A 16,238-nucleotide genomic window follows, 5' to 3' on the forward strand; every position below is an offset into this window, starting at 1 on the left:
GAAGACGGTTCATCTCCAGTTTGGGAGTACTAAGGTGTCTTTGTCCAATTCCATCATGAGCAGGCTTCCAGCAGTCGGTCCGGCCGTGCTCGTCGTCGCGGTGCTCGGGCTTGCCGGCTGCAGCCAAGAAAAGGCCGAAGTCAAGGATATCATCCGGCCGGTCAAGGTGGTCGAGATCGGTCAGGCGCAAACCACCCGCGAGCTCGACTATTCCGGCTCGGTGCGCGCCCGCACCGAGATGAACCTCGGCTTCCGTGTCGCCGGCAAGGTTACCGAGCGGCTCGTCGACATCGGCCAGCATGTGACTTCGGGCGATGTGCTGGCCCGCATCGACCCCTCTGACTACGACTTGTCGGTCAAGAGTGCGGCGGCGAGCCTCGATGCCGCCGAACGGCAGGTCGAGACGGTCGATCTGACCAAGAAGCGCGCCGAGCAGCTCTACGCCAAGAACGTCGCGTCCAAGTCGCAGCTTGAGCAGGCGACACTGACCTACAACCAGGCGGTGGCGACGCGCGATGCCGCCCGCTCGACCCTTGCCCAGGCCCGAAACCAGGTCGGTTACACCGATCTCAAGGCAAGCCAGGACGGCATCGTCACCGCCGTCACCGCCGATGTCGGCCAGGTGGTCGGCGCCGGCACGCCGGTCATGACGGTCGCCGTCGACGGTGAGAAGGAAGTGCTGATCGCCGTTCCGGAAATGGATATCGCTGAATTCAAGCCGGGCAAGGACGTCAAGGCGAGCTTCTGGTCGGACGATGCGCTGACGCTTGCCGGCAAGGTCCGCGAGGTTGCCGGCAGTGCCGATCCGCAGTCGCGCACCTTTGCCGTCCGCGTCTCGCTGCCCAACGATCCGCGCGTGCTGCTTGGCATGACCGCCAATATCGAGGCCTCGGTGGCGAGCCGGCAGCAGATGGTGTCGGTCCCGCTCAGCGCGCTCGCCGAGAAGGACGGCCAGAAGATCGTCTGGACCGTCGACCGTAACAGCGAGACGGTGCATCCGCGCCCGGTCAAGGTCGGCGACTTCACCGCCGACGGCGTCAATGTCGCCGACGGGCTGAAGCAGGGCGACGTGGTGGTTGCCGCCGGCACACAGTTCATGACCGAAAATCTGAAGGTCAAGCCCTCCGGCGATGCAGCGCAGCAGGCCGCATCGGCGGAGAATGATGGCGAGACCACCAGCAGCCTGCGCTGAAGCCCAGGCAAAATGAAAACCCACTTGTCATCACCTTAGGCGAAAGCCGCGGGGTCTAGTGGGTCACGGTTTCCGGGCGGCGAGTGCCCGATTGTCGAGACGTCAGGTCGATGTAACCCCCACATCCGTCCTCGCGTCCCACCGCGACGAGTGTCTCTCCGCTCGGAAAGCCTCGTCGCCCGGAAGCCAGCATCGGAAATTCCGTGAGCATGCCGCGCGCATGCGCCGACAATCAATTGGATTGGACTGACGCCGATGACCACCGACACGAATGAAAAAAAACCGTTCAATCTCTCGCGCTGGGCGATCGGACACCCGAGCATCGCGCGCTTCCTGTTTGGCCTGATCATCATCGCCGGCGCGCTCGGCCTGATGCGCATGGGCCAGAAGGAAGATCCGGATTTCACCTTCCGCGTCATGGTCGTGCAGGCGGTCTGGCCAGGCTCCTCGATCAAGGAGATGGAGGACCAGGTCGTCAACAAGATCGAGCGCAAGCTGCAGGAAACGCCGCATCTCGATTTCGTGCGTTCCTACACCCGCGCCGGCAGCGCCATCATCACCGTCCAGATCAAGGGCGACACCAACGCCGACCAGGTGAAGGATGCCTTCTACCAGGTGCGCAAGAAGGTCGGCGATATCGCCGGCGACCTGCCGCAAGGCTTGCTCGGTCCCTATTTCAACGACGAGTTCGGCGACACCTTCATCACGCTGCATTCGATCAGCGGCGACGGCTACAGCTATCCCGAGCTGAAGAAATTCGCCACCCAGGCGCGCGACATGCTGCTGACGACGCCCGGCGTCGAGAAGGCGGTCATCATCGGCGACCAGCCCGAGAAGATCTATATCGACGTCTCGTCCAAGGCGCTCGCCGAGCGCGGCCTGACGCTCACCGACCTGCAGAACGCCATCAAGGGCCAGAACAGTGTCGATCCGTCGGGTTCGGTCGACACCGGCCTGCGTTCGGTGCGCATCTCGGTCGAGGGCGATGTGACCAAGGCGGCCGACATCCGCGAGCTTCGCCTGCGCGCCGGCAACCAGGTGACGCGGCTGGGCGATATCGCCACCGTGACCTCGGGTCTCGAGGATCCCTACCAGCGCAAGTATCGCTTCAATGGCCACGAGAGCGTCCAGGTCGGCGTCGTCATGGCCAAGGGCTTCAACGTCAAGGACGTCGGCAAGGACGTCGAGGCGACCTATCAGCGTTTCGAGGAAGCTCTGCCCTATGGCGTTGCGGTCGACCAGATTTCCGACCAGCCCGAGGTCGTCAAGGATGCCGTCAACGAATTCATGGAGGCGCTCGGCGAGGCGCTGCTGATCGTGCTCGTCGTCTCGTTCCTTTCGATCGGCTGGCGTTCCGGTCTGGTGATCGCCATCGCCATTCCGCTGGTGCTCGCCGCCACTTTCGCCATCATGTACGAGATCGGCATCGACCTGCAGCGCATCTCGCTCGGCGCGCTGATCATCGCGCTCGGCCTGTTGGTCGACGACGCCATGATCGTCGTCGAGATGATGGAACGAAAGCTCGAGGAAGGGCTGGTCAAGATCGAGGCGGCGAGCTTCGCCTACTCCTCGACGGCCTTCCCGATGCTGACCGGCACGCTGATCACCACCGCCGGCTTCATCCCGGTCGGCTTCGCCGCCTCGACGGCCGGCGAATATGTGCGCACGCTGTTCTACGTCGTCGGCATCGCGCTGGTCGTGTCCTGGTTCGTGGCGGTCTATTTCACGCCATGGCTCGGCCACATGATCCTGAAGCAGCGCAAGCATGCCGGCAATCATCACGATGCCTTCGACACCAGCTTCTATCGCCGGCTGCGCGCCACTGTCGGCTGGGCCGTGCGCCATCGCATCATCGTCCTGGTGATGACCCTGGTCACCTTCGGTACCAGCCTGTGGGCGTTCCAGTTCATCCCGCAGAACTTCTTCCCGCAGTCGTCGCGTCCGGAAATCCTCGTCGATCTCTGGCTGCCGGAAGGCACCAGCATCAAGGAGGTCGAGACGCAGGCCAAGGCGCTCGAAGCCAAGATGATGGGCGATCAGGACAAGCGTTTCATCGCCACCTATATCGGCGAGGGCGCGCCGCGCTTCTTCCTGCCGCTCGACCAGCAGCTCAGGAATCCGAACTTCGCCCAGCTCCTGGTGATGGCCAAGGACGAACCGGCCCGCGAACGGCTGATCGTCAAGCTGCGCACCATCCTGGCGCAGGATTTCCCCTCGATCCGTTCCAAGGTCGACCGCCTGTTCCTCGGCCCGCCGACCGGCTGGCCGGTGCAGATGCGCGTCATGGGTCCGGACCGCCAGGAGGTGCGCCGCATCGCCGACGAGGTGAAGGCCAAGTTCCAGGCCAATCCGCTGCTCGGCGCCGTTCACGACGACTGGCTGGAACCGGTGCCGGCGATGAAGCTGGTCATCGACCAGGATCGCGCCCGTGCACTCGGCGTCAGCTCGCAGCGCATCCGCCAGATGCTGCAGGCAACCATGTCCGGCGCGCCGCTCGACGATTTCCGCGACGGCGAGGAGACGGTCTCCATTGTCGCCCGTGAGCCGGAGGCGAGCCGCAAGCTGCTGTCCTCGGTCGACTCGGTCTATATCCCGACCGACTTCGGCGGCTTCGTGCCGCTGTCGCAGGTGGCCAAGGTCGTTCCGGTGCTCGAGCAGGGCGTCGAATGGCGGCGCGACCGCTTGCCGACAATCAGCGTGCGCGGCACGCTGCCGGATGGCGTGCAGTCCAACGATGTCGTCACCAAGATGTACAACGACATCAAGGGTCTGCGCGACGGCCTCGCGCCCGGCTACAAGATCGAGATCCAGGGCGGTGCCGAGGATTCCGCCGAAAGCCAGGCCTCGATTGCCGCCAAGGCGCCGATCATGCTGGCCGTCATCGTCGTGCTCTTGATGATCCAGCTGCAGCATTTCGGCAAGGCGATGCTGGTGCTGGCGACCGGCCCGCTCGGCATCATCGGTGCGGCGGCCGCGCTTCTGATCAGCGGCGCACCGTTCGGCTTCGTCGCCATCCTCGGCGTGATCGCGCTGCTCGGCATCATCATGCGCAACTCGATCATCCTGGTCGATCAGATCGACCAGGACATAGCCAGGGGCATGGAACGCTCGGAGGCCATCATCGGCTCGGCTGTACGCCGTTTCCGGCCGATCGTGCTGACGGCGATGACGGCGGTGCTGGCGCTGATCCCGATCTCGCGCGCCGTGTTCTGGGGGCCGCTCGCCTACGCGATGATGGGCGGTATCCTCGTCGCCACCGTTCTCACCATCCTCGTGCTTCCGGCAGGCTATGCCTTGTTCTTCGGCCGCGAGCCAAAGAAGCGCGGAGCCGAGGAGCAACCGGCCGACGCCGTGCCGGAGAACACCGAACAGCCGCAGCTGGCGCTGGCGGCGGAATGAAAAATGCCGGCCGGTCGATGTCTCGACCGGCCGGCAATCTCTTTGGGTCAATCAGGCGCTTTGATCTGCGCCCGATCCTTGCAGAGCAATTCCAGGAAAAGTGTGAAGCGGTTTTCCGTCCGGAATTGCGTCAAAACAAAAAGATAGAGCGGTTCTGCGTTTCCGTGAAACGATGAACCGCTCTGAGGTCAGATGACGAACAGCCAGTTGGCCAGCAGCATCACCACCACGCCGGCGACCAGCGTCAGATAGGGCAGCATTCCCGCCTTCTTGACCTTGAGATCGGCTGACGACATGCCGAGATCGGCCAGCATGTGGTCCGGGAACTTGCCGCCATCCTGGATGTAGTGGCGGAAGCAGAACACCGGGATGATCAGCGCCGCGGTGATCAGGCCGGCCCACAGCGCCATCGGGTTCCACACCTTGGCGCCGGCGCCCATGAAGACCGCGTTGACATAGGCGAAGATCGCCCCGACGCCGAGCAGCCAGCTCGGTGCCTTCCAAGGCCGTGCGATATGGCCGTTGTCGATGCGGTGGATCCAGCCGGCATTGAGGTTGAGGAAGTTGAAGATGATGTAGCCGCAGTTCGACACGGCGAGGATGAAGAAGAAGCTCGTCGCGTCGGCCGAGGCGATGGCCAGCACGATCAGGTTGAAGATCAGGTCGGTCCACATCGCCCGCGTCGGCGCGCCGTGTTCGTTGACATGGCTGAGATAGCGCGGCAGCCAGCCGTCGACCGAGCCCTGGTAGAGCGTGCGCGAGGAGCCGGCCATCGCCGTCATGATGCAGAGCACCAGCGCCAGGATCATCAGCATCACCAAGAGGCTGTGGATCAGATTGCCGCCGCCGACCATGCCGGCCAGCGCATCGGCAACGCCCGAGCCGTCGACGATCGGCGTCGCCAGCATGCCGTTCAAGCCAAGCACGCCCTGGAAGGTGAAGGGCACCAGGATGAACAAAAGCATGCACAGCAGGCCGGAATAGAAGATTGCCTTGAACGTGTCGGTGCCGGGGTTCTTGAACTCCGACGTGTAGCAGACGGCGGTCTCAAAACCGTAGGTCGACCACGCGGCGATGAACATGCCGCCAAGCACCAGCGTCCAGCCGGCGATGTTCCACGCGCCGGGCTCGGGGGCGTAGGCGGCGGCTAGAGGCACCAACGGCGAGAAATTCGCCCAGTTGATCTGGCCGGTGAAGATCGGCACCACGCCGACGATCAACATCGGGATGATGACCAGCAGGCCGATATATTTCTGCACATTGGCCGTGCCGAGAATGCCGCGATGCTGGATCGAGAAGATGATCAGCATCAGCACCGCGCCGATGAAGAAGGTTGAGTTGAAGGTGAAGGAGACCGGACCCAGCGTGTGGCTCCACAGCGACCACGTGCGGATGACGGGCGTTGCGGCCGCGGTCACCGCGGTGATCGCGTCGGCGGGAGCCGTTCCGGCATGGGCCGCGATATAGGCGATGACCTCCGGCGAGGTCTCGCTGAACACCGGCAGCGGCGCCAGCGCGTTGAGGATATAGGCGGCGGCGATCGAGCAGCCGAGCGACAGCACCGGCGACCAGGCGAACCAGTTGCACCACACAGACAACGGCGCGATGAACTTGGAGTAGCGCAGCCAGGCGGTGGCGCCATAGATCGAGGCGCCGCCGGACTTGTTCGGGAACAGGCCGGCGATTTCGGCATAGGTGAAGGACTGCAGGAAGCCCATGATCATGGACACTGTCCAGATCGCGAAGGCCAGCGTTCCGGTCGTGCCGGCTATGCCGCCGATCGAAAACAGGACGAGGGCTGGAACGCCGCTTGCCACCCAGAAGGCGCCGCGCCAGTCGATGTTCCGGTGCAGCTGCCCTTCGGCAGGCTGCACCAGGGCAGTGGTGGTTACCGTGCTCATGTGTCTGTGTTCCTCTTTTGGTTGTCCCCGCCGGCGACGCCTCGGCTTCGCGAAGCTTCCCCCGACACAATATCGACGACTGTCGGTGTTTCCACTCAGTCGTATTTTTTTCTTAACAGTGAAGATTGATCCGGCGCGCTTTCACGTCAAGCGTTTTGTGGCGCTGTGCACATCACGCTTGCGAAACGCCGGCTTTCGCGGCGCTGCCGGGTGGTCTGAAACGAAAAAACCCGCCAAAGGCGGGTCGCGGCGCAAATCAGCACCATGGCCAAAACAATACCATAACTGCCGTCATTTGTCGAGCAATATGGCTTGGCGGTAGTGGGTCAGTTTGAAATCTGTCTCGCCTGAACGTGGCTTAATAGCCAGACTACATATCGTTCCACATCAAGCCTGCGAGCGGTTCCAAGTACACTTGCCCAGGTATCCTGAGGACTGGCGCCAGACGCGATCATGGCCGGTGCGTTGTGAAATGCGTCAGCGAGCATCCGTGCTGTGGATATTTCATCGGCCGCGCGAATTTCGACGAGAACGATGCCAAGAGCCATCAGAATATTTTCGTTCGTGATGGGTTTAGGATCAATCAATTGAGACGCCTTTCTTCCGGTACGGGCCGCGCACTATTGGCTTCTCGGCTTCCTTGGCTTGGATCAACGCAACGATGTCAGCAATCTCCCAAAGCTTGCCAAACTGACCCACTACCGGCTTGGTTGCAATGCTGTCAGGAGCGCGGTTTGGTCTTCTGCGGGTCGTAATGGGCGAAGGCGACGACGCGCGCCGGCAGCCGCTTGGCATGGCCGTCGAGCTTGCCGATCTCGACCTCGGTGCCGATGGCCGAATGCGTGACGTCGAGCCGCGCCAGCGCAATGGTCTTGTTCAGCACCGGCGAGCGCATGCCCGAAGTGACGACGCCGATCTGGGCGCGGCCGACATGGACGCAGTCGCCATGGCCGACAGCGACATTGGCGTCGATGTCGAGGCCAATCAGTTTCGTCTGCGGGTGCTCCTTGCGGCGGATCAGCGCCTCGCGGCCGATGAAATCGTCGGTCTTCGTCTTCAACGGCACGGTGAAGCCGATGCCGGCCTCGAAAGGATCGGTCTGGTCGGAGAACTCATAGCCGGCGAAGATCAGCCCGGCCTCGATGCGCACCATGTCGAGCGCCTGCAGGCCCATCGGCTTCAGCCCGTGCGGCTGGCCGGTCTCCCAGATCGCGTCGAACACTTTTTCGGCGTCGCGTGGATGACACCAGATCTCGTAGCCGAGCTCACCGGTGTAGCCGGTGCGCGAGACGACGACCGGGATGCCGTTGCCGCCGCCGATGCGCGCGACGGCGAAACGGAACCATTCCAATTCGTCGATCGAGGGCTGCAGCGGCGAGGTCCAGATGACTTCTCTCAGGATGTCGCGGCTCTTCGGCCCTTGCACGGCGATGTTGTGCATCTGGTCCGTGGAGGATCGCACCAGCACGTTGAGGCCGAGTTTCTTGGCGGTCTCGCGCAGCCACTCGCCGGAAAGATCGTCCCCGCCGACCCAGCGGAAATTGTCCTTGCCGAGCCGAAGCAGCGTGCCGTCGTCGATCATGCCGCCATGCTCGTAGCACATGGCCGAATAGACGACCTGGCCGACGCCGAGTTTTTTCACGTCGCGGGTCAGCGTGTATTGCAGCACCGCTTCCGAATCCGGGCCGGTGACCTCGAACTTGCGCAGCGGCGAGAGGTCCATGATCACGGCGTCCTGCCGGCAGGCCCAATATTCGGCGATCGGCCCTTCCTTGGCGAAGGAATTGGCCAGCCAGTAGCCCCTGTACTCGACGAAGTCGCGCGTGTGTTTGGCAAAGCTCGAATGAAAGGATGTCTCGCGGGTCATTTTCGGTTCCGAATCGGGCGTCATGCGTCTGGCGATCGCTCGCGAGAATTTGTGCTGGCCGGAATAGGTCCGCACATGGATGTCGGTCAGGTTCCAGCCATTGGCCGGCGTTGTATCGTCTGGGCAGGCCGAGGACACGCAGACGATGTCGGTGAGCGCCCTGAGCAGCACATAGTCGCCCGGCCGCGACCACGGCTCGTCCGACACCATCACGCCATGCGCGTCGATCGCCGTGTTGAAGAAGAAGTTGATCGCCATCCAGCCCGCGCGGGGATTTACGCCTTTGTCCGAGAGCGCGCGATTAAAGTTCTCGGAGCAGTTGGTGTGGCCGGGATAGCCGATGTCGTCATAATATTTGGCCGCACACGCGAGCGCGAAGGCGTCGTGTCGACCGCACGTGTCCTGCACCACCTCGACCAGCGGCTCCATATCCTGATCGTAATATTTCGAGTGCAGGCCGGGCATCGGATAGCTCGCGCCCATCAGCGTGCGCGTCGTCGTCACGTCGAGTGGATGATCGCGCCCCTTGTCCAGCTTGCGCGCTGAAAAGCACTGGAAGTCGGTGCATTGCCGGCCGTCGACATCGATGATCTGCAGGTAGTCGCCCGCCTTGACGAAGTAGGATTCCGCGGTTGCCGAATGGACGCGCAGGTCGAGCACCGGATCGGCGAGCGGGTCGCCGAGCTGAGACTTCGCCGCCGGGCGGATGGTGGCGCGGCGGACGATGACGCTGAGCGGTGTCGCCGTGTCGTGGCCGTCGACCAGCATCGGACCGGCGGGCGCGGCGATCAGCATCGCGCCGTCGCGTGCGACGGCAAAACCCTGTTCGGTGCTGGCGGGCGTCGTGCCGCCGAACACACGCACCGCCTTCGCCTGATCGAGCTGCACCTGGCGGCGCTCGAGGCCACGGCGCACGGCCGAAAGGCTATCGTCGCCGTCGACAAGCAGCGCCTTGATGCCGGCGGCATTGCTGTTGGATTTTTCGCCGAGAATAGCGGGATCGGTGGTGCCAGACTTGTCCCAGGCCAGAAGCTCGCAGGCCTGGCCGCCCTCGACATTGCGAACCGTGATCGTATCGCCGGCCTCGACCTCGATCAGCACCGCGCCATTACCCCGGATCGTATAGCGCTCCATGCCGGGCGGCAGCGCGATCTGGCCGGGCCGGAGAATCAGGCTCGGCCGGGGCGGTCCGGCTGTTACGGCAGGGTAGGGCGACTGGCTCATCTCAGCCTTGCGGTTCGAGAAACAAGTTTGCCTGTGTGTGAAATTATTTTAGCAGCAAGAATAGCAGTGCTTACCAGTTTGGCAAGGCGGAACGCCCAGGTGCGGCTCTCCCTTCTCCCACACAATGGGAGAAGGGAATGAGGCGCGCACAGCGCTACGCCAGCATCTCGGAATGCCTGATCGCGACGCCGTATTCCGCAGCCGCATCGAGCATCGTGTGCCACAGGCTTTCGGCGAAAGTCGCGAACACCAGGACATTGAACACGGCCTGCCCATCCGGGCCGTCGGCGCCACGCCAGAGCGTGACGCTGGTGTGATCCATCGAAGTTGCCGCAGCAGTTCCGATCGGGAATGCATCGGGATGAAGATCGATCGACGACAACTTGGCGAGCATCGTGCGCGCCTTGGCGCCCGAGACACTGATCAGGACGCGTGCATGCGACTGGTCGGACAGCGAAGCCGAAGACGCAAAGACCTGACCGAGAGGACCCATCGCATGCTTGCCGTTTCTCGACAGCACGAGGAACTGGTCAGGCCCCGACCAGATGAGAGTTGCGTCCACCGCGCCAACCACCTTGGGTGTGTCCGGGGCAGGGACACCAAAACGGGCCTTCGCAGCCTCGGCCATGTCAGTCGCCTTGCCGCGCCGCGCCATTCCCTGGATCAGGTCGAAGTTGCGGATTTCGGTCAGCGACACGCCAGCGTCGCCATGCACGCCATACGGTCCTGCGACGAGCGCACGCTCAAGCGGGCTGCGGGCTTCCCAGGAAAACTCAGCCACGCTGGCGCCCTCCATCCGGATCATAGAAGACGGGATTGCAGAGCTCGACATCGTAGTCCTCGCCGCGCAGCGGATCATGCGCATGGACGATCTCGCCAATGCGTTCGCGCCCGCGCTCGACCAGCCCGAGCCCGATCCACTGGTCGAGCGTCGGCGAGAAGCAGACCGAGGTGACATAGCCCTGGTCGTTGTCTGGCCCGGGCGTCTGGCCCTTCGGAATGACATGCGCGCCCGAGCGCAGCCGGCGCGCCTTGTCCGTCGGCTTGATGCCGACCACGACCTGCCGGTCCGGCGCGATCAGCGCCTCGCGCCCAGCCATGACACGGCCAATGAAATCTTTCTTGGTCGACATCATCTTGCCGAGGCCGAGATCGGCTGCCGTGGTGGTGCCGTTCAGTTCCGGCCCGGCGACATGGCCCTTTTCGACGCGCATGACGCCGAGCGCCTCGGTGCCGTAGGGCGTCACGCCGAACTGTTTGCCGGCAATCATCAGGTTGCGCACCAGCGCCTCGCCATGGCGGGCCGGCACGGAAATCTCGAACGCCATCTCGCCGGAGAAGGAGATGCGGAACAGCCGCGCCCTGATGCCGCCGCGCAACGCGACCTCGCGTGCGCCCATGAACGGAAAACCTTCGTTGGACAGGTCCTCCGCCGGATCGACGATTTCCTTGAGCAGGTCCCGAGTTTTCGGTCCGGCGATGGAAAATTGCGCCCACTGGTCGGAGACCGAGGTCAGCTGCACGTCGAGTTCCGGAAACAGCACCTGGCGGCAGAATTCGAGGTGCTGCATCACCAGCCCTGCCTTGGCAGTGGTGGTGGTCAGGAAATAATGGTCCTCGGCCAGCCGCGAGGTGGTGCCGTCGTCATAGACGATACCGTCCTCGCGCAGCATCAGCCCGTAGCGCGCCTTGCCGACGGCGAGATTGGAGAAGGTGTTGATGTAGACGCGGTCGAGGAAGGTGCCGGCATCGGCACCGTGCACGTCGATCTTGCCGAGCGTCGAGACATCGCAAAAGCCGACGCCGCCGCGCACTGCCTTGACCTCGCGGGTCACCGATTCCAGCCAGTCCTTTTCGCCGGCGCGCGGATACCATTGCGCCCGCTTCCACAGGCCGGTGTCGACGAACACAGCGCCCTGTTCGGCCGCCCAGTGATGCGACGGCGTCAGCCGCGTCGCGTGGAAAGTCTCGTCGCGATGATGGCCGGCGAAGGCGCCGATGGCGACCGGAACATAGGGCGGCCGGTAGATCGTCGTGCCGGTTTCGGGAATGGATTTGCCGCTGACAGCCGCCATGATGGCGAGGCCGGCGATGTTCGAGGTCTTGCCCTGGTCGGTCGCCATGCCGAGCGTTGTGTAGCGCTTCAGGTGCTCGACCGATTCGAAACCTTCGCGCTGCGCCAGCTCGACGTCGGAAGCGGTGACATCGTGCTGGTAATCGACAAAGGCTTTGCCCTTGCCGGCGACGTGCCAGAGCGGGGTCAGCGAGAACGCCTCGTCGTTGGCGACAGGCTCTGTGCCTGTGTTCCCGCTGTGCCCGGCATCACCGGCCGCTGCCGCACCGGCGGCAAAGCCTTGGCTAAGGCAGGCGCCGAGCCCGAAGGAGCCATTGGCGGCACCAACGGCAACCATGCCCGGAGGGGCGCTGTCCGGCACGAAAGCAGCGATGCCGTCCTGCCATTTCGGCCGGCCGCGTTGATAGGACGTCAGCCCGACGGCAGGGTTCCAGCCACCGGAGACGGCAAGCCCATCGGCCTCGACCTCGGCACGCGCGCCGCCGGTCAGCGACACCGAGATCTTCCGGACACCATCCTTGCCGCCATCCACGCCGCTGACGGAGCCGTGCAGCACAGTGAAGCCGTTTTTGGAGGCCAGCGAGCGGTGAGTTGGCGAGACATCCGGTCGCGCATCGACGACAGCTGCAATCTGCAATCCGGCGCCGAGAGCCGTCTCAACAGTGCGCCAGCCATCCTCATTGTTGGTGAACAGCGCGATACGCCTTCCCGGCGTCGCCGCATAGCGCGTGACATAGCTTCGCATCGCGGAAGCCATCATCACGCCGGGCGTGTCGTTGCCGGCAAACACGATCGGCCGTTCGATCGCTCCGGCCGCGACGACGCAGCGCTTGGCCACGATCCGCCACAGCCGCTGCCGCACCTGATGCTCAGGCGGTGAGGGCAGATGGTCGTTGACCCGCTCGATCGCGCCATAGGTGCCGCCGTCATAGACGCCGAACAGCGTCGTGCGGGTCATGATGCGGACGTCGCGCATCGAGCCAAGTTCGGCAAGCGCCTGCGAGATCCATTCGGCCGCCGGCAAACCGTCGATCGTGCCGCCATCTGACAAGAGACGGCCGCCAAGCGCAAAGTCCTCCTCGCAGAGGATGACGCGTGCGCCGCTGCGACCAGCCGCAAGGGCTGCGGCGAGGCCGGCGGGGCCGGAGCCGACGATCAGCACATCGCAATGCGCCCAGGCCTTGTCGTAATGGTCAGGGTCGGCAACGCCGGCGGCGCGGCCGAGACCGGCGGCGCGGCGGATCGCCGGCTCGTAGATCGCCTCCCAGAACTTCGCCGGCCACATGAAGGTCTTGTAGTAGAAGCCGGCGACGAAGATCGGCGCGAACAGCTGGTTGACCGCCATGAAATCGTGGCGCAGCGACGGCCAACGGTTCTGGCTGGCGGCTTCGAGGCCTTCATAGAGCTCGGCTGTGGTCGCCTTGGTATTCGGCTCACGCCTTGCGCCCGTGCGCAGCTCGACCAGCGCATTGGGCTCTTCCGAGCCGGCGGTGAGGATGCCGCGCGGCCGATGGTATTTGAACGACCGGCCGACCAGCTTGACGCCGTTGGCGATCAGTGCCGAGGCGAGCGTATCGCCCTGGAAGCCGACGAAGGTCTTACCGTCGAAACGGAAGCTCAGCGGCGCCGAGCGGTCGATCAGTCCACCGTTGCTCAGCCGATGCGTCTGCGGGCTGCCGACCATCACGCACCAACCTTGGCGGCGCCAGCACCCGCTGCCGGCTCGACCGCCGAAATCTCATGCGTGATTGTGTTGCGGGTGACCTTCAGCCAGGCCCGGCAGCCACTGCCATGATACCAGTGCTCGCTCATCACGCCTGCAACATTGTCGCGCAGATAGACGTAGTCGAAGACGGCGTCTTCGCCGGCATCCGCCACGGGCCGGGCCGGCTTGGCGTCGCCCAGATAGGTGAACTCGCCGAGTTCGCGTTCGCCGCAGAAGGGACAGACAATACGCATGCTCTCTCAGCCGCCTTCAGTGCAGGTTCGGTTGGGCGCCCTGGCCCTTTTCATCAATCATCGCGCCGCGCTGGAAGCGGTCGAGGCGGAATTTTTCGGCCTCCTGGTGCGGCGTGTCGCGTGCCAGAAGATGGGCAAAGACCAAGCCGGAGCCGGGAGTCGCCTTGAAGCCGCCATAGCACCAGCCGGCGTTGATATAGAGCCCGTCGACCGGGCTCTTGTCGATGATCGGCGAGCCGTCCATCGACATGTCCATGATGCCGCCCCATTGGCGCAAGAGCCGCACGCGGCCGATCATCGGCATCAGCGCCATGCCGCCCTCGCAGACGTCTTCCATCACAGGCAGATTGCCGCGCTGGGCATAGGAATTGTAGCCGTCGATGTCGCCGCCGAAGACCAGCCCGCCCTTGTCGGACTGGCTGACGTAAAAGTGCCCGGCGCCGAAGGTCATGACGCCGGGCAGCAGCGGCTTGATCGCCTCGGAGACGAAGGCCTGCAGCACATGGCTCTCGATCGGCAGGCGCAGCCCGGCCATCGCGGCAACCCGCGAGGAAGAACCGGCCACCGCCATGCCGACCTTGCCGGCACCGATCTTGCCACGCGAGGTCTCGACACCGGTCACCTTGCCATTGGCGTCGCGCGAAAAGCCGGTGACCTCGCAATTCTGGATGATGTCGACGCCGAGCGCGCTTGCGGCATGCGCATAGCCCCAGACCACGGCGTCATGCCGCGCCGTGCCGCCGCGCCGCTGCAGCAGCCCGCCTTGCACGGGAAAGCGCGCATTGTCGAAGTTCAGGAACGGCATCATCTTCCTGACCGCGGCGAGGTCGAGCAGTTCGGCATCGATGCCGTTGATGCGCATCGTGTTGCCGCGCCGCGCATAGGCGTCGCGCTGGGCGTCGGAATGATAGAGGTTGATGACGCCGCGCTGGCTGACCATCGTGTTGTAGTTGAGGTCCTGCTCCATCCGCTCCCACAGCTTCATCGACAATTCGTAGAAGCCGGTATTGCCGGGCAGCCCGTAATTGGAGCGGATGATGGTGGTGTTGCGGCCGGCATTGCCGGAGCCGATCCAGCCTTTTTCGAGCACGGCTACATTCCTGATGCCGAACTCGCTGGCGAGGAACCAGGCGGTGGCCAGGCCGTGGCCGCCGCCGCCGATGATCACCACGTCGTAGCGATCCTTCGGGCTGGCGTCGCGCCAGGTGCGCTGCCAGTTCTTGTGGCCGGAAAGAGCGGCGCGGGCGAGCGAGAAGATCGAATATTTCATTGCGTCATTCCGAGGCCGCTCGCACCGCAGGGACTGCTAAATGTCCAGCGTGTGGTCGCGCTCCCACTGCGTGAAGTGGGAAGCATAGGAATTCCATTCCTGGTGCTTCAGCTTTAGATAGGCCGACGAGAATTCCTCACCCAGCGCCGCCTTGAGCGATTTGTCCTTGTCGAACTCGCGCAGCGCGTCGAGCAGGTTGAGTGGCAGCTTCGGCGCGCCCTTAACCGTGTGGCCGAACTGGTACATGTCGATGTCGTAGCGCTTGCCGGGGTCGGCCTTCGAGCGGATGCCGTCGAGGCCGGCGGCGATGATGACGGCCTGCAGCAGGTAAGGGTTGGCCGCACCGTCGGGCAGGCGCAACTCGAAGCGGCCGGGGCCGGGCACGCGCACCATGTGGGTGCGGTTGTTGCCGGTCCAGGTCACCGTGTTCGGCGCCCAGGTCGCGCCCGAAATGGTGCGCGGCGCGTTGATGCGCTTGTAGGAGTTGACCGTCGGGTTGGTGATCGCGGCAAGTGCCGAGGCGTGCTTCATGATGCCGCCGAGGAAGTTCTTGCCCTTGGCCGACAGGCCGAGCTCCATCGCATTGTCGGCGAAGACATTGGTCTTGCCGGCCTTGTCCCATACCGAGATATGGGCATGGCAGCCATTGCCGGTCAGGCCCTGGAAGGGTTTTGGCATGAAGGTGGCGCGCAGCCCGTGCTTTTCCGCCACGGACCTGACCATGAACTTGAAGAAGGAGTGCTTGTCGGCGGTCGCCAGCGCGTCATCGAAGGCCCAGTTCATCTCGAACTGGCCGTTGGCGTCCTCGTGGTCGTTCTGGTAGGGACCCCAGCCGAGCGACAGCATATGGTCGCAGATCTCGGCGATCACATCGTAGCGGCGCATCACCGCCTGCTGATCGTAGCAAGGCTTCGACGCGGTGTCGTACTGGTCGGAGATGACGCTGCCGTCCGGCGAGATCAGGAAGAACTCGGCCTCGACGCCGGTCTTGACATGCATGCCATCGCCGGCCGCTTCCGCAATCAGCCGCCTCAGCGTGTTGCGTGGCGTCTGGTCGACCTCCTTGTCGTCCATGATGCAGTTTGCGGCAACCCAGGCCACCTCCGGTTTCCACGGCAGCTGGATGACCGAATCCGGATCCGGCACCGCCAGCATGTCGGGGTGCGCCGGCGTCAGGTCGAGCCAGGTGGCGAAGCCGGCGAAGCCCGCACCATCCTTCTGCATGTCGGCGATGGCTTGCGCCGGCACCAGCTTGGCACGCTGCCCACCGAACAGGTCGGTGTAGGAAATCATGAAATATTTGACGCCGTGCTTCTTGGCGAATGCGGCGAGATCGTTCCCCATTATAGTTC

General features: G+C 64.0%; 11 protein-coding genes. 3 read left to right on the forward strand and 8 right to left on the reverse strand.

The features are described 5' to 3' along the window. Positions 1 to 55 precede the first annotated feature (55 nt). From ACSQ3Z_RS11650 to ACSQ3Z_RS11660, 3 genes are all read left to right on the forward strand, one after another. Entirely contained in the window at positions 56 to 1,192 is a 1,137-nt protein-coding gene (locus tag ACSQ3Z_RS11650; protein WP_436171412.1) for an efflux RND transporter periplasmic adaptor subunit, read from the forward strand. A 255-nt stretch (positions 1,193 to 1,447) separates the two neighbouring features. After that, positions 1,448 to 4,591, forward strand: coding sequence for an efflux RND transporter permease subunit (locus ACSQ3Z_RS11655; RefSeq protein ID WP_436171413.1), 3,144 nt, complete (start codon positions 1,448 to 1,450; stop codon positions 4,589 to 4,591). Then, positions 4,588 to 4,767: a hypothetical protein gene (locus ACSQ3Z_RS11660; RefSeq protein WP_436171414.1), complete on the forward strand. Its 180-nt coding sequence runs from the start codon at positions 4,588 to 4,590 to the stop codon at positions 4,765 to 4,767. Before ACSQ3Z_RS11655 ends, ACSQ3Z_RS11660 begins: the two co-directional genes overlap by 4 nt. 12 nt (positions 4,768 to 4,779) lie before the next feature. Here the strand turns inward: ACSQ3Z_RS11660 and ACSQ3Z_RS11665 are convergent, their stop codons facing one another. From ACSQ3Z_RS11665 to glnT, 8 genes are all read right to left on the reverse strand, one after another. Next, a complete protein-coding gene (locus ACSQ3Z_RS11665; RefSeq protein WP_436171415.1) occupies positions 4,780 to 6,492 on the reverse strand; it encodes an APC family permease in 1,713 nt (570 codons plus the stop codon). Positions 6,493 to 6,818: 326 nt separating this feature from the next. Next, entirely contained in the window at positions 6,819 to 7,079 is a 261-nt protein-coding gene (locus ACSQ3Z_RS11670) for a hypothetical protein (protein ID WP_436171416.1), read from the reverse strand. A 134-nt stretch (positions 7,080 to 7,213) separates the two neighbouring features. Beyond that, positions 7,214 to 9,583: a DUF1989 domain-containing protein gene (locus tag ACSQ3Z_RS11675; protein ID WP_436171417.1), complete on the reverse strand. Its 2,370-nt coding sequence runs from the start codon at positions 9,581 to 9,583 to the stop codon at positions 7,214 to 7,216. A gap of 154 nt (positions 9,584 to 9,737) precedes the next feature. Beyond that, positions 9,738 to 10,364, reverse strand: coding sequence for a sarcosine oxidase subunit gamma (locus tag ACSQ3Z_RS11680; RefSeq protein ID WP_436171418.1), 627 nt, complete (start codon positions 10,362 to 10,364; stop codon positions 9,738 to 9,740). Next, positions 10,357 to 13,341, reverse strand: a complete 2,985-nt coding sequence (locus ACSQ3Z_RS11685) for a sarcosine oxidase subunit alpha (protein WP_436171419.1) — start codon at positions 13,339 to 13,341, stop codon at positions 10,357 to 10,359. The genes ACSQ3Z_RS11680 and ACSQ3Z_RS11685 overlap by 8 nt, the downstream gene beginning before the upstream one ends. Beyond that, the gene (locus tag ACSQ3Z_RS11690) at positions 13,341 to 13,616 is read right to left on the reverse strand and encodes a sarcosine oxidase subunit delta (protein WP_436171420.1); all 276 of its coding nucleotides are present in this window, start codon (positions 13,614 to 13,616) and stop codon (positions 13,341 to 13,343) included. The genes ACSQ3Z_RS11685 and ACSQ3Z_RS11690 overlap by 1 nt, the downstream gene beginning before the upstream one ends. 16 nt (positions 13,617 to 13,632) lie before the next feature. Beyond that, entirely contained in the window at positions 13,633 to 14,886 is a 1,254-nt protein-coding gene (locus ACSQ3Z_RS11695) for a sarcosine oxidase subunit beta family protein (RefSeq protein WP_436171421.1), read from the reverse strand. 36 nt (positions 14,887 to 14,922) lie between these two features. Beyond that, on the reverse strand, positions 14,923 to 16,230 hold the full coding sequence (gene glnT, locus ACSQ3Z_RS11700) for a type III glutamate--ammonia ligase (RefSeq protein WP_436171422.1): 1,308 nt from the start codon (positions 16,228 to 16,230) through the stop codon (positions 14,923 to 14,925). Between the last annotated feature and the right edge of the window lie 8 nt (positions 16,231 to 16,238).

The sequence above is a fragment of the Mesorhizobium sp. LjNodule214 genome, from assembly GCF_964252735.1.
In the GTDB taxonomy this organism is placed as follows: Bacteria; Pseudomonadota; Alphaproteobacteria; order Rhizobiales; family Rhizobiaceae; genus Mesorhizobium.